The 19514-nt window shown below is 68.0% G+C and carries 19 protein-coding genes and 1 tRNA gene; 10 read left to right on the top strand and 10 right to left on the bottom strand.

The genetic code is table 11. The features are described from left to right. Positions 1–66 precede the first annotated feature (66 nt). A complete protein-coding gene (locus ACPYN9_RS02375) occupies positions 67–1308 on the bottom strand; it encodes an APC family permease (RefSeq protein ID WP_424463576.1) in 1242 nt (413 codons plus the stop codon). 107 nt (positions 1309–1415) lie between these two features. Here ACPYN9_RS02375 and ACPYN9_RS02370 point away from each other — a divergent pair, with 107 nt between their 5' ends. Then, entirely contained in the window at positions 1416–1925 is a 510-nt protein-coding gene (locus ACPYN9_RS02370) for an N-acetyltransferase family protein (protein WP_424463575.1), read from the top strand. A gap of 104 nt (positions 1926–2029) precedes the next feature. Beyond that, a complete protein-coding gene (locus ACPYN9_RS02365) occupies positions 2030–2632 on the top strand; it encodes a thymidine kinase (RefSeq protein WP_424463573.1) in 603 nt (200 codons plus the stop codon). Between the two features lie 105 nt (positions 2633–2737). On the opposite strand, the gene ACPYN9_RS02360 is transcribed toward ACPYN9_RS02365, so the two are convergent. Both ACPYN9_RS02360 and ACPYN9_RS02355 read right to left on the bottom strand, forming a co-directional pair. Next, on the bottom strand, positions 2738–3763 hold the full coding sequence (locus tag ACPYN9_RS02360; protein WP_424463572.1) for a methionine synthase: 1026 nt from the start codon (positions 3761–3763) through the stop codon (positions 2738–2740). Positions 3764–3783: 20 nt separating this feature from the next. Continuing rightward, the gene (locus ACPYN9_RS02355) at positions 3784–4776 is read right to left on the bottom strand and encodes a DUF1852 domain-containing protein (RefSeq protein WP_424463570.1); all 993 of its coding nucleotides are present in this window, start codon (positions 4774–4776) and stop codon (positions 3784–3786) included. 121 nt (positions 4777–4897) lie between these two features. Between ACPYN9_RS02355 and ACPYN9_RS02350 the strand changes: the two genes are divergently transcribed. The 3 genes from ACPYN9_RS02350 to ACPYN9_RS02340 all read left to right on the top strand — a co-directional run bounded on the left by ACPYN9_RS02350 (position 4898) and on the right by ACPYN9_RS02340 (position 6450). Beyond that, complete coding sequence (locus ACPYN9_RS02350) at positions 4898–5839, top strand: LysR family transcriptional regulator (protein WP_424463569.1); 942 nt, start codon at positions 4898–4900, stop codon at positions 5837–5839. A gap of 93 nt (positions 5840–5932) precedes the next feature. After that, positions 5933–6196, top strand: coding sequence for a type II toxin-antitoxin system Phd/YefM family antitoxin (locus ACPYN9_RS02345; RefSeq protein WP_424463567.1), 264 nt, complete (start codon positions 5933–5935; stop codon positions 6194–6196). Then, positions 6193–6450: a type II toxin-antitoxin system RelE family toxin gene (locus ACPYN9_RS02340; protein ID WP_424463566.1), complete on the top strand. Its 258-nt coding sequence runs from the start codon at positions 6193–6195 to the stop codon at positions 6448–6450. Before ACPYN9_RS02345 ends, ACPYN9_RS02340 begins: the two co-directional genes overlap by 4 nt. A gap of 38 nt (positions 6451–6488) precedes the next feature. Here the strand turns inward: ACPYN9_RS02340 and ACPYN9_RS02335 are convergent, their stop codons facing one another. After that, complete coding sequence (locus ACPYN9_RS02335; RefSeq protein WP_424463564.1) at positions 6489–8129, bottom strand: amidohydrolase; 1641 nt, start codon at positions 8127–8129, stop codon at positions 6489–6491. Further along, complete coding sequence (locus ACPYN9_RS02330) at positions 8126–9388, bottom strand: MFS transporter (protein ID WP_424463562.1); 1263 nt, start codon at positions 9386–9388, stop codon at positions 8126–8128. The genes ACPYN9_RS02335 and ACPYN9_RS02330 overlap by 4 nt, the downstream gene beginning before the upstream one ends. 207 nt (positions 9389–9595) lie before the next feature. Between ACPYN9_RS02330 and ACPYN9_RS02325 the strand changes: the two genes are divergently transcribed. From ACPYN9_RS02325 to ACPYN9_RS02315, 3 genes are all read left to right on the top strand, one after another. After that, positions 9596–10210: a TetR/AcrR family transcriptional regulator gene (locus ACPYN9_RS02325; protein WP_424463560.1), complete on the top strand. Its 615-nt coding sequence runs from the start codon at positions 9596–9598 to the stop codon at positions 10208–10210. 124 nt (positions 10211–10334) lie between these two features. Continuing rightward, the gene (locus ACPYN9_RS02320) at positions 10335–10997 is read left to right on the top strand and encodes a hypothetical protein (RefSeq protein ID WP_424463558.1); all 663 of its coding nucleotides are present in this window, start codon (positions 10335–10337) and stop codon (positions 10995–10997) included. 83 nt (positions 10998–11080) lie between these two features. Beyond that, entirely contained in the window at positions 11081–12676 is a 1596-nt protein-coding gene (locus ACPYN9_RS02315; RefSeq protein ID WP_424463556.1) for a polysaccharide deacetylase family protein, read from the top strand. A gap of 11 nt (positions 12677–12687) precedes the next feature. Here ACPYN9_RS02315 and ACPYN9_RS02310 read toward each other — a convergent pair whose 3' ends face one another. Both ACPYN9_RS02310 and ACPYN9_RS02305 read right to left on the bottom strand, forming a co-directional pair. Beyond that, positions 12688–13080: a DUF1801 domain-containing protein gene (locus ACPYN9_RS02310; RefSeq protein ID WP_424463554.1), complete on the bottom strand. Its 393-nt coding sequence runs from the start codon at positions 13078–13080 to the stop codon at positions 12688–12690. Positions 13081–13142: 62 nt separating this feature from the next. Further along, complete coding sequence (locus tag ACPYN9_RS02305; protein WP_424463552.1) at positions 13143–13925, bottom strand: glucose 1-dehydrogenase; 783 nt, start codon at positions 13923–13925, stop codon at positions 13143–13145. 158 nt (positions 13926–14083) lie between these two features. On the opposite strand from ACPYN9_RS02305, the gene ACPYN9_RS02300 reads away from it, so the two are divergent. Both ACPYN9_RS02300 and ACPYN9_RS02295 read left to right on the top strand, forming a co-directional pair. Next, complete coding sequence (locus ACPYN9_RS02300; protein ID WP_424463550.1) at positions 14084–15190, top strand: glutathione S-transferase family protein; 1107 nt, start codon at positions 14084–14086, stop codon at positions 15188–15190. Continuing rightward, positions 15187–15699: a mycothiol transferase gene (locus ACPYN9_RS02295; protein WP_424463548.1), complete on the top strand. Its 513-nt coding sequence runs from the start codon at positions 15187–15189 to the stop codon at positions 15697–15699. The genes ACPYN9_RS02300 and ACPYN9_RS02295 overlap by 4 nt, the downstream gene beginning before the upstream one ends. A 49-nt stretch (positions 15700–15748) precedes the next feature. Here ACPYN9_RS02295 and ACPYN9_RS02290 read toward each other — a convergent pair whose 3' ends face one another. The 3 genes from ACPYN9_RS02290 to ACPYN9_RS02280 all read right to left on the bottom strand — a co-directional run bounded on the left by ACPYN9_RS02290 (position 15749) and on the right by ACPYN9_RS02280 (position 19514). Next, a complete protein-coding gene (locus ACPYN9_RS02290) occupies positions 15749–16645 on the bottom strand; it encodes an aminoglycoside phosphotransferase family protein (protein WP_424463546.1) in 897 nt (298 codons plus the stop codon). Between the two features lie 188 nt (positions 16646–16833). Next, a tRNA-Pro gene (locus tag ACPYN9_RS02285) sits at positions 16834–16907 on the bottom strand. 78 nt (positions 16908–16985) lie between these two features. Next, positions 16986–19514: a transglycosylase domain-containing protein gene (locus tag ACPYN9_RS02280; protein WP_424463544.1), complete on the bottom strand. Its 2529-nt coding sequence runs from the start codon at positions 19512–19514 to the stop codon at positions 16986–16988.

Below are 19514 nucleotides of genomic sequence, written 5' to 3'. Positions count from 1 at the left end.
CGGCACCGATGCGCGGGCCTTCAGACCGGGCGACCGGCCGATGCCCCGATGCCCCGACTCCCTGCGTCACGAGACGATGTCGCGGCGCAGCGCGAGCCGCGCGAGGACGCCCACGACCAGGACTCCGAGGGCTGAGGCGAGCGAGAGCGGCGGAAGTGTCGCGACGAGGACCGCGCAGCCGACCGCACCAAACACTGACACCGCGCGCGGCACCGTACGGTGCTCTCGGCTCTGCGTGAGAGCGCTGAGGTTGGCGATCAGGTAGTAGACGAGCACGCCAGCGCTCGAGAACCCGATGACTTCTCGAATATCGCCGACGCAGATCAGGAGTGTGGCGCCGGCCGCGACGGCGAGCACCGCGAATCGGGGAACGGCGGTTGACGCCTGCTGTCGCGCCAGGAGGCCGGGCAGATCGCGGCGCCGCCCCATCGCCATTGCCGTGCGGGAGCTGCCTGCGAGTACTGCAGAAAGCGCCCCGATCGAGGAGACCGCGGCGAGCACGCTGACCACGGTGACAGCGACGGGTTGCGTCTCGACGAGGGCCGCCACCGGGGCGGGGGAGAGCGCGAGCCTGCCCGGGCCGAGGGTCGCAAGCAGGGTCCACCCGAGCGCCGCCAACAAGGCGCTCACGATGCTGAACGACAGCAGCATCGCGCGGGGGACCGTCCGCCGTGGGTCTCGTACCTCTTCGGAGAGGGTGGCGACTCGGGCGTACCCCGCGAACGCGAAGAAGAGGATGCCGGCCCCCTGCAGGACCCCTAGGGCGGAGAAGACCGCGTCGTCCTCGGACGCCGACCCGAAGAGGGGTGGCGAGAGCTGCGACGTGACCAGGGCGCCGAGCAGCCCGACGGTGACGACACTGCCGATGACCGTCGCGATGGCAGCGGTTCGCGTGATGCCGAGCATTCCAGCCGCGGTCACGGCGAGCAGCACGACGAGTGCGGCCGGCCGTGCGAAGGGTTCGGGCACGAGGTAGGCGGCGGCCGTGATGGCCATGGCTGCGACTGACGCGGTCTTACCGATCACGAACCCCCAGCCTGCGACGAACCCGGGCCATGCGCCGAGCTGTTCCCGCCCGTAGAGGTATACGCCGCCCGCACCCGGGTGCTGCCTGGCGAGCTGGGCGGTTGAGGCTGCGTTGCTCGCGGCAACGACCAGCGCGATGGCGAGGCTCATGAGCAGCCAGCTGCCCGCAGCCTCGGCCGCTGGTGCAAACGCCGAGAAGACCCCAGCGCCGAGCATCGCGGAGACGCCGATGGCGGTCGCGCCGAGCGTGCCGGTCTTCTTCGGTTCCGCGACCTGCTGCATTCGCCGCCCCTTCGTTGTGTGCGCCGATCTGGCTGCTCGCCTGACCCTAGAAGCTCACGGTGAACTGCGCGCGACGGTGTACTGGGTGCGGCGGGTACGCTCAGGCGATGACTACGGCCGACTTCACGATCCGCGCGACGACGCCTGACGACTGGCGGAAGGTGCGGGCGCTTCGGCTCGAGATGTTGCAGGACACCCCGCTCGCGTACACCGAGACCCTGCAGGAGGCCTTCGGGCACAGTGAAGCCGAGTGGCGCAGGCGAGGCGCGCGTGGTGACGCGGCCGACGGCATTTCGCTCGTGGCTGTGCTCTCCGATGGCAACTGGGTCGGCACCATGGGGTGCGTGTCGTTCCGTGATGAGCCGTGGCCCATGCTGGTCAGCGTGTACGTCGCGGAGGAGTACCGGGGCAGAGGTGTTGGGGTGACGGATGCGCTGCTCGCCGAGGTCGAGGCCTGGGCCGGGTCGCGCGCATCCGGTCTCATGCTGCACGTGCATGAAGACAATGCGCGGGCGAGGAGCGCGTACGAGCGGCGGGGCTTTGTCGCGACGGGGTCCACGATTCCGTACCCGCTCAACCGACGCCAGCGAGAGATCGAGATGGTGAAGTGCCTCTGACCTGCGGGGAGGACGGCTGCGAGGCCTGCTCCCTGGGGTGAGGTGAGCGGATGCCCGTGGTGCGGGTACGATCGACCGGGCTCAGCCCTGAAACGAGGAGAACCATGGCCAAGCTGTACTTCCGCTACGGGGCGATGAACTCGGGCAAGTCGACGGCGCTGCTGCAGGCCGCGTTCAACTACGAGGAACGCGGGCACCGTGTCGTGCTCGCGAAGCCTGCCATCGACACGAAGGCCGAGGGGGAGATCTCCTCGCGCCTCGGTATGACGCGGCGCGTGGAGATTCTTGTTGGGGCCGAGGACAGCCCGCGCGAGCAGCTTGCCGCGCTCGTCGCGGACGGGCAGCCGATCTCGTGCTTGCTCGTCGACGAGGCGCAGTTCCTCGCGACTTGGCAGGTCGACGAACTGCTGCGCATCGCCGTGCTGGACGGCATCCCGGTGCTGGCCTACGGCATCCGCACGGACTTCCAGACGATCGCGTTTCCCGGTAGCCAGCGACTGCTCGAGATCGCGCATTCGCTTGAGGAGCTGAAGACCATCTGCCGTTGCGGCCGGAAGGCCATCTTCAACGGTCGGCGCATCGCGGGCGCGTTTGTGTTTGATGGCGGCCAGGTCGCCATCGATCAAGGCGAGGTGAGCTACGAGTCGATGTGCGGCAACTGCTACCTCGAGGCGTCACACGGGCGGCTCGGCGCGGGGCGGGCTTAGCTTCCGCGACCGCGCGACCACTCTGCGCCTCGCCGTCGCAGCGACGAGTCCGGCCGCCAGGTTCGCGTGGGCGATCCTGGCGGCCGGTACGGGTGCGCCGTCTGCTCAGCTGAGTTCTGCGCGGAGGATGTCGGCGCCTGCTGCGAGGGCGCTGAGCTTCCCGTAGGCGACGTCGCGCGCCAGCGGGGCCATGCCGCAGTTCGTGCTCGCAATGAGCTTGTCGGCGTCGACAAACTGGAGCGCCTTGCGGAGGGTGTCCGCGACTTCCTCGGGCGTCTCGACTTGATCGCTGGCCACGTCGATCGCGCCGAGCATGACCTTCTTGCCTCGGATCAGCTCGATGAGGTCGGTCGGCACGTGCGAGTGGTGGCTCTCGAGCGAGACGATGTCGATGGACGACTTCTGGATGAGCGGGAACGTCTTCTCGTACTGGCGCCACTCGGCTCCGAGGGTCGCCTTCCAGTCGTTGTTGGCCTTGATGCCGTAGCCGTAGCAGATGTGCACGACGGTCTCGGCGCGGAGCCCCTCGGCTGCGCGTTCGAGGGCCGCGACGCCCCAGTCGGCCACGTCGTCGAAGAAGACGTTGAAGGCGGGCTCGTCGAACTGGATGATGTCGACGCCGGCAGCCTCGAGTTCCTTGGCTTCCTGGTTGAGGATGGTCGCGAACTCCCACGCGAGCTTCTCGCGGCTCTTGTAGTGCCGGTCGGAGAGAGTGTCGATCATCGTCATCGGCCCTGGGAGGGCCCACTTGATGGGCTGGTCGGTCTGCGCACGCAGGAACTTCGCGTCGTCGAGGAAGACCGGCTGCTTGCGGCTCACGGCGCCGACGACGGTGGGCACGCTTGCGTCGTAGCGGTCGCGGATGCGCACCGTCTCGCGGTTCTCGAAGTCGACCCCCTCGAGGTGCTCGATGAACGTGGTGACGAAGTGCTGGCGGGTTTGCTCACCATCGCTGATGATGTCGACGCCGCGGCGGCGCTGCTCGTGCACGGCGATGCGCAGCGCATCCTGCTTGCCCTCGATGAGCGCGGCGCCCTCGAGCTCCCACGGAGACCAGAGCACCTCCGGCTTCGCGAGCCAGGACGGCTTGGGGAGGCTGCCAACGCTGGCTACGGGGAGGAGTGTGTTCATGATCGTCGATCCTTCGTCGGTCATCGTGCGGAGACGGAGTAGTTGGCGGCCCACGCGTCCAGCACGTCACCGTGCGGCTTCACGAAGTGCTCTGCCGTGTAGGCGCCTTGGATCTTCGCGAGCTGGCTGCGCTCTTCGCGGTCGTAGCCGATCTCGGTGCGGGAGAAGTCCTGCTGGTCGAGCGTGGGGCTGTAGACGTTCGCGGCCGCCGAGTTGGCGTTGTAGATCTCCGGTCGGTAGATCTTCTGGAATGCCTCCATCGTGCTGATCGTTCCGATGAGCTCGAGGGTGGAGTAGTCGCTGAGCAGGTCGCCGCGGAAGTAGAACGCGAGCGGTGCGACGCTGCCCGGGGGCATGAAGTAGCGCACCTGGAGGCCCATTTTGCCGAAGTACTGGTCGGTCAGCGAGTAGTCGTCCTGCCGGTACTCGACGCCGAGGACCGGGTGGTGGTTGTCGGTGCGCGTGTACGTCTTGCTGGTGGAGACGCTGATGCAGATGACGGGCGATTTCGGGAAGCGTGCCTGGTAGGCGCTCGAGTCGAGGAAGTGCTGGAAGAGCTTGCCGTGCAGCTCGCCGAAGCCGTCGGGGAGGGTGAAGCCGCCGCCGCCGGCGTTGGCTGCGGGGAGCAGCACGCTGAAGTCGTAGTCGCGGAGGTACGACGAGAAGTTGTTGCCGACGATGCCCTGGTGGCGCTCGCCGGTTGTGCGGTCGAGGATGCCGATGTCGAGCACCTCGAGCAGCGGGAACTCCCGGTCGTCGCCGTCATCGTCGAACTGCAGCGAGGCCGAGATGATGTCGAGCTCGAGTGTGTAGCGGTCGCCGTTCGGGTTGTCCCAGCGGGCGAGGTCGTTGAAGCGGTTGTCGATCATGGTCAGCGCGTTCCGGAGGTTCTGCTGACGGTGCTCGCCTCGGGCCAGGTTGGCGAAGTTGGTGGTGATGCGGGAGCTCTCGGAGGGGGCGTAGTGCTCGTCGAAGCGCGTGGTGGTGATGTTGAACGTGATGTCGTCCGCCATGGGAAGCCAATCCGGGAGTCGTGAGGCCGGTTGGCCTGTGGTCGTGGATGCGTCAATTGTGCAGGCGGCCGGAGGCTATCGGGTAATCCGTCGCAACTATTCGTCACTATAGGCTTCGGCTATGACCAAGCGATCGAACGGGGTGACCCTGCAGCAGCTGCACTACTTCGTGGAGGTTGCGGCCGAGCGATCGATTAGCGCGGCCGCTGATGTGCTCTACGTCGCCCAGCCGACCATGTCGGCGGCGATGAAGGATCTCGAGGCCCGGGTGGGTCGCGCACTGCTTGTCCGTTCGGCGCGCGGGGTGTCGCTGACGACTGACGGCACGGAGTTCCTTCGCTATGCCAAGCAGGTCGTTGAGCAGATGGCGCTCCTTGAGCAGCGCTACCTCGGTCGTCCGCCGTCGAGGCGGCTCCTCGGGGTGTCCGCGCAGCACTATTCGTTCGCGGTCGACGCGTTCGTGCGGATGGTCAAGGTTACCGGTGCCGACGAATACGAGTTCTCGCTACGGGAGACGCGCACATGGGACATCATCGAGGATGTGCGGACGCTCCGGAGCGAGCTCGGTCTCCTCTATCGGAACGACTTCAACGGCAACGTCATCGACAAGCTGCTGCGCGATTCTGGCTTGGTGTTCCATCCGCTCTTCCTCGCGCAGCCGCATATCTTCGTCTCCCGCCGCAATTCGCTGGCCTCGAAGGCGCGCGCGACCCTCGATGACCTCACGGACCTGCCGCGGCTTACCTTCGACCAGGGCGCGAATAACTCCTTCTACTTCGCCGAAGAAATCCTCTCGACGCTGTCGAGCAAGCGCGAGATCCGTGTCGCTGACCGGGCGACGATCTTCAACCTCATGATCGGACTCGATGGCTACACGATCTCGACGGGCATCATCAGCGACGACCTCGACCCGGGCATCGTCGCCGTTCCGTTGGAAGTGGATGAGCGCATCGAGATCGGTTGGATCGGCCACTCCGCGATTCCGCTCACGGAGCAGGCGCAGCGGTACCTCGACGAGGTCCGGGCGGTCGTCGCGGAGGCCGGGGTGGAGCTGCTCGGGTAGCGACAAGCTTGGGTATGCTCCAGGGCCACTCCACGCGTTTGCACATAGTAGCGCGTTCTGTACGCTTCAGTCGATTCAACGTAAACTGTCCACATGAGTCAGATAGCTATCACCGATGCCCGCGCCCGCCTGGCCTCGATCATCGACGATGCGCGGATCGAGCCCGTGTATCTGACTCGCCGGAACCGGCCCGTCGCCGCGGTGATCGACGCCGGGCAGCTCCAGCGGCTCCTTGAAGATGCCGAAGAGCTGGCTGACATTCGCGCAGTGGACGCTGCGTGGGAGGAGACCCAGAAATTAGGGGAGGAACCGATCCCGTGGGACGCCGTGAAGCGTGACCTCGGTCTCGTTCTGTGAGCTACCGGATACTGGTCCTCCCGGCTGCGGTCAGGTTCATCAAGAAGTTACCGCCGGAAGCAAAGCGTCGCATCCAAGCAGCGGTTGAACTGCTCGCAGAGAATCCGCGCCCTCCTGCTTCCAAGAAGCTCACGGGTCGCCCGGAATGGCGAGTGCGGACGGGGGACTACCGCGTGCTCTATCGCATCGAAGACGATGTCTTGACCGTCGTGGTTGTTCACGCCGGCCATCGACGCGAGGTCTACGACAGGTAGGCGTGCACCGCGGCGAGGACTCAAGACGCGTCGCGAGCTCACCCCTCGAACGTGACCCGCCCGCCGACAACCGTCAGCACCGTGCGCGCGGTCAGCAGGCTCGTGGCGGGTTCGCTGAGCACGTCTGTGTCGACGACGAGGAAGTCGGCGGCGAAGCCCTCCCGGATCTCGCCGCGCCAGCTCGCGTCGCCGACCGAGGCGGCCGCATCCCGGGTCGCGTGCACGATCGCGCGCTCGACCGGCACCGCGCGGCCAACGCCCTGGGTCGCGGGGAAGCTCGGGTCGAGCGCCGACTCGCGGGTCGCCGCGACGTAGAGGTTCGCGAACGGGCCGTACGGGGCGGTCGGGGCGTCGGTCGAGAAGGCGAGCAGTGCGTGTGCTTCCTGGTACTCGTGCCAGGCGAAGCCGCGCTCGACGCGGTCGTCGTCGAGCTGTGCGACCCAGTTGTCGAGGATCGCCGGGTCAGCGTGCACGGGCTGCATGGATGCGGTCACGCCGAGGGCAGCGAGGCGCTCGGCCGTGCCAGGTGCCGCGTATTCGAGGTGCTCGATGCGGTGGCGGCGCTCGCGGTTGCCGTTGGCCTCGAACGCCGCCTCCAGCGCGTCGAGCGCCATGCCGCTCGCCGCGTCGCCGATCGCGTGCATCGCGATCTGCAGGCCAGCGACATCCGCCGCGGCAACTACGGGGAACAGCCGGGCCGCTGGCCAGATCGGCTCGGCGTTCGAACCGTCCGCGTACGGCAGGCTCATCGCTGCCGTGCAGGCGTCGATCGTGCCGTCGAGGATGAGCTTGATGCCCACGACCCGCAGCCACGGCGAGGTGTAGCTGGCGGCCAGCGAGGCAGCGCGCTCGACCTGCTCCAGGTTCGCAGCATCGTCGTCGGTGTTGGCGACGAGCCAGTGAGCGGCCACCCGCAACGGCAGCTCGCCGCCTCGTCGCTCCGCGGCGCGCTGCAAGGCGTCGAGCGCCACCTCGTTGAGCGCCATGTCGACAACTCCGGTCACCCCGGCCTCGCTGTAGGCGGCGAGCACCCGCTCGACGGCTGCGTCGCGGTCCGCATCCGTCATGGCGAGGTCGCGCTGCACCCACGCGTACTCGACGGCGGCGGTCTCGAACAGCATGCCGTTCGGCTCTCCGTTGGTGTCGCGCTCGATGCGGCCGCCGCTCGGGTCGGGTGTCTCCCGCGTAATGCCAAGCTCGCGTAGGGCTGCGCTGTTGACCCAGCACGAGTGGTAGTCGTTGGCGTCCAGGTACACGGGGATGTCGGCGACGACCTCGTCGATCATTGCCGCCGTCGGGGCGCCGCCGGGGATGGAGTCGAACAGCCAGCCGCGGCCACGCAGCACCCGTGCGTCCGGGTCCGCGGCGCGCGCCTCGACAAGGAGTCGCTGAATCTCGGCGAGGTCGCGGGCGTCCGTGAGCCCGACCTGGCCGAGGGCCTCTCCCATCATGACGAGGTGCGTGTGCGCGTCCGTGATGCCGGGGAGGACAAGCTGCCCGCCGAGGTCGACTGTCGCGTCCGGCCCCGCGGCAAAGCTCCGTGCATCCGCCTCGCTCCCGACGAACGCAAACGCGCCGTCGCGCACGACGAACGCGCTCGCCAGTGGTGCAGCATCCGCCGAGAAACCGGATGCGGGCGCCTGGAAGACGCGGGCGTTGCGGTAGAGGGTGGTGGTCATGCGAAGGCCTCCGCAGTGGTCTGAGTGGAACGTTCGGTGCGAGTGGAGATGGCGGCAATGATGCCGGTGGGGACGGCGAGCACGAAGCTCGTGATGCCGAGCACCAGCGTGAACCCCTGGGCGCCGAGGAGCTCGGTGAGGCTTGCGCCGATGAGTGGCGTGAGCGCGGAGCCGACGAGGTAGACGGAGAGGAGAGGCCCCGACCAGCGGCCGCGGGCATCCAGTGCCGCCGCCGTCGACAGGAAGTACATGAACGCAACCGCGTAGATGGAGTTCCAGGCGATGAAGGCCACAATGAGGGCCGTCTCGTCGGTGAGCGTGCCCTGCACGATCTTCAGGATGCCACCGAGCACGAGCAGCACGACAAGCGGGACGGCGCGGCCGAGCCGGTTGCCGACGGCCATGAGGGCGAGCGAGCCGAGCAGTCCGCCGGCGGTCGCACCGGAGAGCGCGATGCCCAGCCCTTCCGTGGTCAGGCCGCTCGTTTCAGCGCCGATGATGCCGATCATGGCCCACAACGAATCCTCGCTCGTCGCCCAGAGCGCGAACACGATGAGGATGCCGAACCCGCTGACGGTGAGGAGCCGGGATGACGCGATGGCCTGCGTGCGGATCGTGCCGGTCGGCGGGATCTTGATCGGCATGGCCTCGCCGGTGGCGGCACCCGCTGCGCCGAGGCGAGCGCTCGGATCGAGCATTGGTGCGCGGGGAAGCCAGCGGGTCATGACCAGTCCGATGGCAGAGAAAAGGGCGAGCGAACCGAAGACGTTGAGCGGCGCGAGTCCGAGCACCGGCAGGGTGGCCAGGACGATCGAGATCACGCCTCGGTTCGCGAAGCCGTTCCACCCCGCGACACGGTCCGGGTTGCGGAATGACGCCATCGCGGCCCCAGCAGCGGCGACGGCGCCGCCCGCTCCGATCCCGCCGATCAGCAGGCCTGGAATCGTGAGCGATGGGACGAGCGCGGCGGCGAGGAACCCGAGCGTGGCCACGGCGAGCCCGATGCGGGCGACCTGGTGGCGGCGTGCGCCGGCGCACAGGCCCGCCGTCGCGAGCCCCGCGAGTGCAATCAGGAGGAGCGTGCCGGTGACGAGCCAGCTTGCGCCGAGGACGTCGAGGCCGATCGCATCTTGCGTGGCGGTGATCATGTACGGCGACAGGTTGACGGCGAGGTACCCCGCGATCGCTATGGCGAACGTCGCCGAGGCCGGGGCGGGGCGCAGAGGCACCCGCGTGGTGAGTTCGGCTGCAGTGGTCATGGGGCTCCAGGTGGAATCTGGGCTCGGCGAGGTGCCGGGTCGCTACGTGCTGGGGTCGAGCGGTTCGAGTTTGGCGAACACCATTCGCCAGCGAATGGTGTTCGCTAGTATGCACGGAGACGGGCTCGAGTGGAAGACATCCGGAACATTTTCCTCGGATCCCGGATTCAGGACGCACCACGACGTAGCGCACGAAGGGGCCGGGATATGGACGGACGCAGGATCGTCGGGCTCACGCCCGACCGCATCGCCGAGGCCGGTCTCGCGCTCGTCGAGCAGGGGGAGCCCTTCGGCGTCAACGCCATCGCGCGCAAGCTCGGGGTGCGGCCGTCGTCGCTCTACAAGCACGTCTCGGGCCTCGACGACATCGTCGAGCTGATGCGCGGACGCCTCGTCGAGGGCTACCGGGCGGTGCCCGACGGGCTCGCCTGGGACGAGTTCGTCGAGCAGGTGGTGCGGCTCCAGCGGCGCATGTACGCCGACCACCCTGCGCTGCTCCCGTTCCTTATCGGGAAGACCATTACGAGTCCATCGGTCATCGAGGCCTACGACGACCTGGCGGTCGCCCTGCAGTCAGGGGGCTTCCCTGACGGGGAGATCCTCACGCTCATCGGGATGATCGACGCGTTCGCGCTCGGCTCCGGCCTCGAGCTCGCGTCACCTGAACAGGTCTGGCAGCCGGATGCGCACACCCGGCTCTTCGGCAGGCTCCTCGCCGAGTCCCCGTCCGGTTCCGAGCGCGTCGAGCGCTCCTTCGAGCTCGCGCTCGCGGTGCTGCTCGCGGCGCTTCGGGAGCGGCGGTTCGTGCACCCACGCGAGTGAGTCGAGCTCGGTGCTCGGCGGTTCGGTGGTCCGGAGCCTGTGTCGACGTGCGATTCCTGGGCGGCGGGGGTGCTGACTCAGTAGCCTGGTGGCAGTAGCCCCCTCCCGACCGCACGGAGCCTTGATGACGTTCTCGCACAGCGCCGCGCCTGAGCGCACGCGCACCAGCCCGTGGCTGTTCGTGGCGCTCGGGGTTATCCTTGTGGCGGCGCTCGCGGTGCTTGGTTTCTTTTTTGGCGGCGCACTGCTCACGCAGGCGACGAGCCGCGCGGCGGAAGCCGACGAGGCGGTCACGGTGGGCAGCGACGCGGAGGCGGTCTCGGTCGTCGCGCCGACCGGCTGGGTGATCGTGCCCCACTACTTCGGGACCGACATCGTGACCCTCAGAAGTCCGGATGCTCGCCTTGAGATCACCCTGCAGGTACCGGCCCAGCCCCAGTCGATGGTGGATGCGGCCGAGGCGGCGGTCGTCGAGGCCAGTGCGGCCCTCGATGCTCAGGGGCAGGAGCCGGAGGGTGTCATGGCCTCCGGGGCAGGCAACCTCTTCTGGATCGACGAGTCCCCGAAGGATGGGCTCGCGGTCCGCCATGCCAGCTACGAGTACGGGCAGCCCGTAGCCGACGGTCAGGGCGCTCCCGGCGTGATGGTGGGCGCCGTTGCGGTCTCGAGCGCTGGCGCGACCTCGCCGAGCGCCGCCGTGCTCTTCACCGCCAGCGCCGACGATCTCGACCGGTATCGCCCAGCCATCGCCCAGATCCTCGAGAGCATCGGCGTGCCAGGCGCATGAGGCGCGGGATGCGGAACTCGGGGAAGCGTGGCGCAGCGCCTGGCAGGCGGTCGCGTCGCCTGCAACGGTTGCTCGCAGGCGCGATGCTCGCCGTCACAACCCTCGCGCTCTCCGCCTGCACGCCGGCTCCTGACCTCGCGTGGCAGCCGCCCGTGCGCGCCGCCGTCACGAGCTTCGACGAGGCCGCGGGCGACGTGACCGGCGCGGAGGCCGGGGCGACGCCGCTCGACCACTACCGCATCCGCGACTCCGCGCCCGCCGTCGACGCGAGGTGGACGGAGGTGCCAGGGCAGACCGAGCTGAATACGCGCATCCGCTCGCTCGTCGTCGACACTGTCGGCGCGTTCGCAACGCGACTCGGCACCGTCTACGAGCCCGAGGCGGCGGCCGCCGGCGCCGGACTCGGCAGTCGAGGCTGCGAGGCCGGCTCGAGCAGCACGCCTGCCGCGGAGGTGCTCGCGCAGGGCGGAGCGACCGAAGGCGACGCGCTTGTCATCACCTGCGAGATCGTCGTCGCGAGCGGCAGCGAATTCGGGGAGCGACTGCGGGTCGTCGAAGGAACCGTCGGGTCGGTGCCAGCGGTGACCCGCGATGAGAGCTACGTGTTCTTCGCAGACACCGCCACCGCTGAGCAAGCCGGCGGCGCCGACGTCATCACGGCCGACGCCGCGCTCGCGATCTGGAACGAGCTGGTGCTCGCGGCCCGGCGCGAGCTCGGCGCCCTCTGGGACACGGAGGTGGCGGCACCCAGTGACGCGAATGCGGCGGTGCTGGCACAGGGCTTCGCCGACGTCACCCCCACACCGGACGGCGGGCTGCGCATCGGCATCCCCGCGGGTCTCGTCACCCCCGAGATGGACGTGTCCGGCGGCGACGGCTCAGCCCCGCCCGTGTCGCCCGACGGCGAGACCACGCTTGTCGTCGGCGAACCGATCGCGCACCGGTTCCCGAGCATCCACATCGGCCCCGAGGTCGCCACCCCCATGCTCACCGATCTGGGGCGCGAACTTGTCGCCGCGTCAGCGACCCCGCAGCCGCTGGTCGCCGGCACCCGGCCGCTCGCCGGCGAGCGCGAGGTCGACTGCGACCTCTTCCCCTGCGTCGCGCTCACGTTCGACGACGGGCCAGCGCCGATCACCGAGACCCTGCTCGGACAGCTGCGCGAGCACGACGCGACCGCGACGTTCTTCCTCGTCGGCCCGAACGTGCAGCGGTACCCCGAGATCGCGCGGCAGATCGACGCCGACGGCCACCAGCTCGGGAATCACTCCTGGACGCACCCACAGTTCACCACCCTCGACGACAAGAAGATCGAGGAAGAGATCAAGAAGACCAACGACGCGATCGCGGCGGCCACGGGCGAGCGCCCCAGCGTGTTCCGTCCCCCGTACGGGGACCTCGACGCCCGAGTGCTCACGAAGGTCGGCATGCCATCGATTCTCTGGGATATCGACACGCTCGACTGGGAAGGGCCGCCGCACGATACGCTCGTCGACCGCGGCGCGAACGAAGCCGAGGCGGGCTCGATCATCCTCATGCACGACATCCACGACTCGACCGTCGATGCGGTGCCCGAGATCCTCAAGGGCCTCCACGACCGAGGGTTCGTGCTCGTGACGATCGAGCAGATCTTCGACGGCACGCCAGCGGCGGGCAACAGCTACACGTCTGCTCGGTAGCGTGCAGGCTCCTACGCCCGAACTTGGGCGGCCCAGGAACGCACGACGCCCGCGAGGGCTTGGCGCGCATCCTGGAACTCGGCGAGGCCCGAGAACGACGCGACGGCACGGTTGCGGCCCGGCCATTTGAGCAGCCCCGTCGGTGCCTCGACCACGACCTCGGGGTGTTCGGGCTTCACCTTCGCGCCCGTGTGCAGCACGAGCTGCACGGCGGTCGGGCGGCGCAGGTTCAGGGTCGCGAAGTCGTCGGCGACCTCGTAGTTCGGGGCCTTCCACTTGATGCTCTCGACGACACCTGGGTGTGCGTCACGCAGGAGCTCCCGCAGTCCGAGCGCGATGTCCTTCAGCGGATGCTCGAGCTCGGCGAAGTAGGCATCGACATCCGTCGACGGGGTAGCGGTCATGCCGCCAGCGTAGCCCTCGGGCCAGCTGGCGGCGCGAACACGTGCGCGAGGCCGCTGCCTCGCTAGTACTTCGCCGACTGGCCGCCGTCGATGGGCACGACCGCGGCGTTGATGTAGCTCGCGTCGTCAGAGAGGAGGAACGCGACGACCGCGCCGATCTCGTCCGGCTGTCCGTAGCGCTTCGTCGGGTTGATCTGGATGAACTGCTCGGCGGCCTTCTCCGGGTTCTCCGCATCGAGCTGCCGCATCGAGTTCTCGACCATCGGCGTCCAGATGGCGCCTGGGGCAATCGCGTTGATGCGCACACCGAACTGGCCGTACTCGATCGCGGAGTTGCGGGTGAGCCCGACGACGCCGTGCTTGGCGGCCGCGTAGCCAGACTGGTTGCCGACGCCGCGGATGCCACCGACGGACGCCGTGTTGACGACGTAGCCAGAGCCCTGCTCTCGCATGACCTTGAGCACCTTCTCGAGGCCCAGGAAGACGCCGCGCAGGTTGATGGCGATGACGCGGTCGAACTCCTCCGAGCCGAAGTCCTCGGTCAGGTTCTGACGCCCTTCGATGCCGGCGTTGTTGAAGAAGCCGTCGATGCGGCCGAAGCGCTCGATCGTCGCTGCGACGTACGCGTCGGTGTCGGCCTCGCTGGAGACGTCCGCGGTGGTCGTGAAGACCTCGGCGTCTGGTGCGGCTTCGAGGACGGCGGCCTTGCTCGCCTCGAGGCCCTGCTCTGAGATGTCGACGAGTGCGAGCTTCGCTCCCTCGCTCGCGACGTGAATCGCGGTCGCGCGGCCGAGGCCCGAACCCCCGCCAGTAATGAGAACGACTTTGTCGGTGAACCGAGGCATGATGCTCCTTCGTTGATCGCATCGCCCGGCAGTCGCAGGGCGACACTTTGGTTATGTCGTGAGTCAGCAAAAGTATTCCCGACCCGCCGGGAACGCGCCGCACCGCCGCACGACGTGCGTCCCAGGGAGCATCCACATCCGCTTCCTAGGATTGCGCCATGACTGAGGCGACGCAGGATGCACGGCCAGGCGAAGACGAGGCAGCACGCAAGGGAGCGGAAGAACAAGGGGTGTACTCGAAGGCGGGCCAGCCCTTCGACCGCGACACGAACTACATCGGCGACCGCATCACGAAGGATGCGCGGTCCGTCGGGGAGGGCATCCAGACCTGGCCCGTCGAGGCAGGTCGCTACCGCCTCGTCGTGGCCCGTGCGTGCCCGTGGGCGAACCGGGCGACGATCGTGCGCCGGCTCCTTGGCCTCGAGGACGCGATCTCGATGGGCATCTGCGGGCCAGTGCACGACAAGCGGTCATGGACCTTTGACAAGGACCCGGGCGGGGTCGACCCGGTGCTCGGCATCCCACGCATCCAGGACGCGTACCTCAAGCGCTTCCCCGACTACCCACGCGGCATCACGGTCCCGGCGATCGTCGACGTGCCGAGCGGCGGCGTCGTCACCAACGACTACCCATGGATCACGCTCGACTTCTCGACCGAGTGGACCGACTTCCACCGCGACGGCGCGCCCGACCTGTACCCGGAAGCGCTACGCGACGAGATGGACGCCGTCATGAAACACATCTACACGGAGATCAACAACGGCGTCTACCGGTGCGGCTTCGCCGGCTCGCAGGAGGCCTACGACGAGGCCTACGACCGGCTCTTCGCGGCACTCGACATCGTCTCCGAGCGCCTCGAGACTCGCCGCTACCTCATGGGCGACACCATCACCGAGGCCGACGTGCGCCTCTTCACGACCCTCGCGCGCTTCGACGCCGTCTACCACGGCCACTTCAAGTGCAACCGCCAGAAGCTGAGCGAGATGCCGGTGCTCTGGGCCTACGCGCGAGACCTCTTCCAGACGCCCGGCTTTGGCGACACGACCGACTTCGTCGACATCAAGCGGCACTACTACGAGGTGCACCGCGACATCAACCCGAGCGGCATCGTGCCCGCCGGCCCCGAGCTCCACAACTGGAACCTGCCGCACTTCCGCGAGCAGCTCGGCGGCTCACCGTTCGGTGACGGCACCCCACCAGGCCCGAATCTCGAACCCATCGAGGCGAACCACGACCTCGTGCACCTCGGGCGTCCGCGGCCGTGAGCGTCGACGCGCGTGACGTCCTCGACGACTTCGCGAGCCGACCCGTCGAGGCGGCCGAACGGCTCGCGCGTGACCTGAGCGCAGCCGACCTCAACGCGCATCCGGGCGGCCACGACAACTCGATCGCCTGGCTGCTCTGGCACGCGGGGCGCGAGATCGACGCGCAGGTCGCTCCCCTCACCGGTGAGCGCGAGGTCTGGTCGTCTCAGGGGTTCGACAAGCGCTTCGGCCTAGGGGAGCTCGGCGACTCGGTGGGCTACGGCCATTCGCCGGCGGATGCGCGTGCCGTGGTGGTCGACGATGCGGCGCTGCTGCTCGACTACCTGCGCGCGTCGACGGATGCGCTGCGGGCGCACATCCGTTCGCTCGGCCCCGATGGGCTCGGGGAGATCATCGACGAGGACTGGGACCCGCCCGTCACCCGGGCTGCCCGCATCGTGAGCATCATCGACGATGCGGCCCAGCACGTCGGTCAGGCTGCGTACGCCGCGGGGATCCTGCGGGGCTGAAACCGACGGGCCGGGCGCTCAGGCCGCTCCGGGCCGGGGAGCGGCCGGGTCACAGGTCGGACAATGCCTTCGCGATGGCGAGATGCAGTGTCACGAGCGTGGGCCAGCCTTCCTCCGCGACCTGGTGCGCATTCAGCACGGCGTGGGCGATGCACCATTCCCTGGCGTCGTCGAGGTCGATGCCCGCCTCGCCGCTGATGAGTTCAACCCGGCTGCGAACTTCGGCGTGCATGAGTGTGCCCCCGCGGTAGTCTTCGACGCGTGTGCGCAGCGCCGGGTACACCTCGAAGCCGGGCGGCCCCGCCACCGGCTTTGGGTCGATGGCCAGCCAGGGTTCCCGGTCGGCGGCGAGCACGTTCCCGTAGTGCAGGTCGAGGTGCAGCAGCTTCGGGTCGTACGGTCTCGCATCGAAGGTGTCGAGGGCGCGATCTACCCAGCGACGCGGCAACGACGGCGGATACGCGCGGAGCGGCTCCACCCATCCGCTCGCCTCCTCGCGGAAGTCGGGCACCGAGCGCGGGGGAGCGACGTTCAACCGGCGTAGCAGCCCGCCGATGACGAGGCAAGCGTCGTCGGTCTCGATGGAGTGCAGGTCGCGGCCGGCGTTGAGCGGCTCGAGGAGCATCGCGAAGTCGGCCGGATGCGCGGCCGTGAGTCGGACGATCCCGTCACCGTGCCAGTGCCGAAGGCCGAGGTGTTCGACAGCCGCTTCGGCGTGCGGCCAGCTGAGCTTCAGCATCTGCGCTTCGTCACGCTGTCGGACCGGCAGCACAAATGCGTTGTGCCCATTCCTGGCCTGGCCATCGACGGTCAGGTCCCAGGCGTTGAGGCGTTCTTCGACCAGCGTGGGCAGCCGGCGCAGCCACGCGTCGCCGTCATCGCCGACATCGGCTGGTCGACCCGTGAGGCGTCGGACAAGGTCGTCGGGAATCAGCACGGGGGCCACGCGTTGAAGCTACACCACCCTCCCGGCTGCAGTTCTGCCGCATCCACAGAGCGCTGCCGCATCCACACGAGAAAGGGAGGTTCGTTTCGCAAGGAAGCCGCTTTTCCCGCGTGGATGAACCGGGTGCACGCAAACCAGAGGCGCACAAAAAAGACCCGAGCTTGCAGAAGCAAACTCGGGCCCATTTGTCGGGGTAGCGGGATTTGAACCCACGACCTCTTCGTCCCGAACGAAGCGCGCTACCAAACTGCGCCACACCCCGATCGTTCACCGCCGAGCGGCGAACTCCCCAAGAGTACCCGAAGCTGGCGCGCGCCGCCAACCGAGACCCTCGAAGCCGTTAGGGGCCTGACGAGACGAACAGCCGCAACTGGCCGTTCGGTTCGATCGGCGTGCCGGTCGCCGGGTCTGTGCGAATGGCCTGCCCGCTCGGAACGGTTGCGTTCTTCTCGGCGATGACCGTCACGGTCCCGCTGAAACCGGCCCCGGCGAGCAACGCGGTCGCCTCGTCCTGCGTCTTGCCCGCGACGTCCGGGGCGAGCAGGCCGCTGTTCGCGTCGTCCGGCAGCGCAGAGGGATGGATGGTGATCGTCGTGCCCTTATCGACCCGCGTATTCGCGGTGGGCAGCGTGTTCGCGACGCTGCCGGGCGGCTGGTCGGAGCTGACCGACGCCCCGATCGAGACGCCAAACCCGAGGCCTTCGAGCACCTGGCGTGCCTCTTCGGTGGAACGACCTGTGAGGTCGGGCACCGTCGCGAGCACCAGGGCGTCCTCGTCTTCGATGTACTCGGGGAAGTCGCCTCCGCCGTAGGTGCTCATGGCCGCCCCTATGATCTCATTGAAGAGCACGTGGCGAGTCTGGCTTCCGGCCGCGAGCGGGAGATTGACGTCGTACATGGGCAGCAGGCCGTTGGCGTTGCCCACCCAGACGGCGAGGCCGACCTTGGTCGTCGCGCCGACCATCCACGTCTGCAAACCGTTGTCGGTGGTTCCCGTTTTGCCGATGAGCGGCACGATGCCCGGGTTCGAGCGCGAACCGGTACCGCCGTTCACAACCCCTGCGAGCGCTTCGTCGACGCCAGCCGCGACCTGAGGTGAGACGGCCTGGATGCAGCGGGACTCGGGCCCGGCGACTTCCGTGCCATCGCGAAGGGTCACGCGGTCGATGCCGGTCGGCGTGCAGGTGACGCCGCTGTTGGCGAGACCCGACATGACGGTCGCCATCGAGAGCGGCGCCATCTCGTTGGCCGCGCCGAGAATGGCGGCGGGCACCGACTGATTGATCTGTCCATCGGCGCGGTGGCCGCCGAGCGCCATCGCGGTGTCGCGGATGCGGCACTGGTCGAGCCGCTCGGCCATCGCCACGTAGGCGGTGTTGTACGACGAGGCGGTCGCCGACTTGATGGACACGGTGCCGATGCGCTGTCCGCTGTCGTTCGTCGGCGCCCATGGCCCGTCGGATTCGGGCTCGCACGTGTTCGAGAAGTTCTCGAGGTAGAAGGTGCGGTTCTGCCCTGGCACGGACGAGTACAGCGACTTGCCTGAGGCCAGCCACTCGGCGAGCGTGAAGATCTTGTACGTCGACCCGGTCTGGAAGCCGGTGGAACCGCCGTACTCGTAGTCGGTGTTGTAGTTCACGGAGGTCACGCCTGGGAGGCCCTGGTTCTCGGCCACTTCGCTGAACTGGGTGTTCTGCACCATGGCGAGGATGCGCCCTGTGCCGTTCTCGACCATGGAGGCGGCGGCCCCGAGCTCGGTGCCCGGGTAGCTCGACGGTACGGCGTTCTGCATGGACTGTGTCGCGACGCCCTGCATGTCGAGGTCGAGCGAGGTGTAGATCTTGTAGCCCTTACCGGCGAGGTTGAACATGCGCTCGGCTTCGGTGGCGCCGAACGCCTCATCTTGCAGCACGGTCAGCTGCACGAACTTGCAGAAGTACTTCGCGTTGCCCTCCGCGAATTCGCAGCCGTGGTTCGGGTCTTTGACGTTCGGCTCGACGGGCAGCGCGATGGTGGCTTCGTAGGTGGCCTGGTCGATGGCACCCTCTTCCATCATGCGCATGAGGATGTAGTCGCGGCGCTCTTTGTTGCCTTCGATGTTCTCTTCACGGTCGAGTCGGTAGGCGTTCGGCTCCTGCACGATGGCGATGAGGCTCGCGGCCTCTTGCAGGTTCAGGTCGAGTGCGGGCTTGCCGAAGTAGCGCTGGGCTGCAGACTCGATGCCGTAGGTGGTGCCGCCGAAGAGGGCGATGTTCAGGTAGCCCTGGAGGATCTCGTCCTTCGAATACTGTTGTTCGACGCCGATCGCGAGGCGCATCTCCTGCAGCTTGCGGCCTGTGTTCGGGTCGGTCGCCTCGATGTAGGCCTTTTCGCTCTCGGCAGGGTCGAGGATCGCCTCGGCTTCCTGCACGCGCACGTTGCGGACCCACTGCATGGTGATCGTGGAGGCTCCGGCCGAGGAGTCGCCGATAACCGAGGTGATGAGCGCGCGTGCCGCCGAGATGACGTCGACGCCGTCGTGCTCGCGGAAGCGGGGGTCTTCGACGGAGATCGCGGCGAGGGGGACCCATGGGGAGATCTGGTCGAGGGGAACTTCGATGCGGTTCTGGTTGTAGAACTGGGCGAACTTGACGTCCTGCCCGCCCTGCTTGGCGTAGAGCTCGGTGACCTGCTGGAGCTCGTTGATTTCCAGGTAGTCGGGGAGGCTCTCGAAGAGGTTGATCGAGCTGTTCTCGGCGATGTTGGCGACGGAGACGAGTGGAGTCACCAGTGCGGTGATGAGGACCGCCGCGAGGCCGCTCACCCCGACGAGTCCGAGGGCACGCGTCAGACGACCGCGCTTCCAGCTTCCACGTTTCTTTGTTGCCAT

Source organism: Pseudoclavibacter helvolus, from assembly GCF_049707175.1.
Lineage (GTDB): Bacteria > Actinomycetota > Actinomycetes > Actinomycetales > Microbacteriaceae > Pseudoclavibacter > Pseudoclavibacter helvolus_A.
Note: the sequence above shows the minus strand (reverse complement) of the source record. Positions and strands in the feature narration are given on the sequence as shown.

Excerpts from the sequence above, each read along its gene's own strand:
- ACPYN9_RS02375 (WP_424463576.1), bottom strand. The coding sequence starts at position 1,308 with ATGCAGCAGGTCGCGGAACCGAAGAAGACCGGCACGCTCGGCGCGACC.
- ACPYN9_RS02370 (WP_424463575.1), top strand. The coding sequence starts at position 1,416 with ATGACTACGGCCGACTTCACGATCCGCGCGACGACGCCTGACGACTGG.
- ACPYN9_RS02365 (WP_424463573.1), top strand. The coding sequence starts at position 2,030 with ATGGCCAAGCTGTACTTCCGCTACGGGGCGATGAACTCGGGCAAGTCG.
- ACPYN9_RS02360 (WP_424463572.1), bottom strand. The coding sequence starts at position 3,763 with ATGAACACACTCCTCCCCGTAGCCAGCGTTGGCAGCCTCCCCAAGCCG.
- ACPYN9_RS02355 (WP_424463570.1), bottom strand. The coding sequence starts at position 4,776 with ATGGCGGACGACATCACGTTCAACATCACCACCACGCGCTTCGACGAG.
- ACPYN9_RS02350 (WP_424463569.1), top strand. The coding sequence starts at position 4,898 with ATGACCAAGCGATCGAACGGGGTGACCCTGCAGCAGCTGCACTACTTC.
- ACPYN9_RS02345 (WP_424463567.1), top strand. The coding sequence starts at position 5,933 with ATGAGTCAGATAGCTATCACCGATGCCCGCGCCCGCCTGGCCTCGATC.
- ACPYN9_RS02335 (WP_424463564.1), bottom strand. The coding sequence starts at position 8,129 with ATGACCACCACCCTCTACCGCAACGCCCGCGTCTTCCAGGCGCCCGCA.
- ACPYN9_RS02330 (WP_424463562.1), bottom strand. The coding sequence starts at position 9,388 with ATGACCACTGCAGCCGAACTCACCACGCGGGTGCCTCTGCGCCCCGCC.
- ACPYN9_RS02325 (WP_424463560.1), top strand. The coding sequence starts at position 9,596 with ATGGACGGACGCAGGATCGTCGGGCTCACGCCCGACCGCATCGCCGAG.
- ACPYN9_RS02320 (WP_424463558.1), top strand. The coding sequence starts at position 10,335 with ATGACGTTCTCGCACAGCGCCGCGCCTGAGCGCACGCGCACCAGCCCG.
- ACPYN9_RS02315 (WP_424463556.1), top strand. The coding sequence starts at position 11,081 with ATGCTCGCCGTCACAACCCTCGCGCTCTCCGCCTGCACGCCGGCTCCT.
- ACPYN9_RS02310 (WP_424463554.1), bottom strand. The coding sequence starts at position 13,080 with ATGACCGCTACCCCGTCGACGGATGTCGATGCCTACTTCGCCGAGCTC.
- ACPYN9_RS02305 (WP_424463552.1), bottom strand. The coding sequence starts at position 13,925 with ATGCCTCGGTTCACCGACAAAGTCGTTCTCATTACTGGCGGGGGTTCG.
- ACPYN9_RS02300 (WP_424463550.1), top strand. The coding sequence starts at position 14,084 with ATGACTGAGGCGACGCAGGATGCACGGCCAGGCGAAGACGAGGCAGCA.
- ACPYN9_RS02280 (WP_424463544.1), bottom strand. The coding sequence starts at position 19,514 with ATGGCAACAAAGAAACGTGGAAGCTGGAAGCGCGGTCGTCTGACGCGT.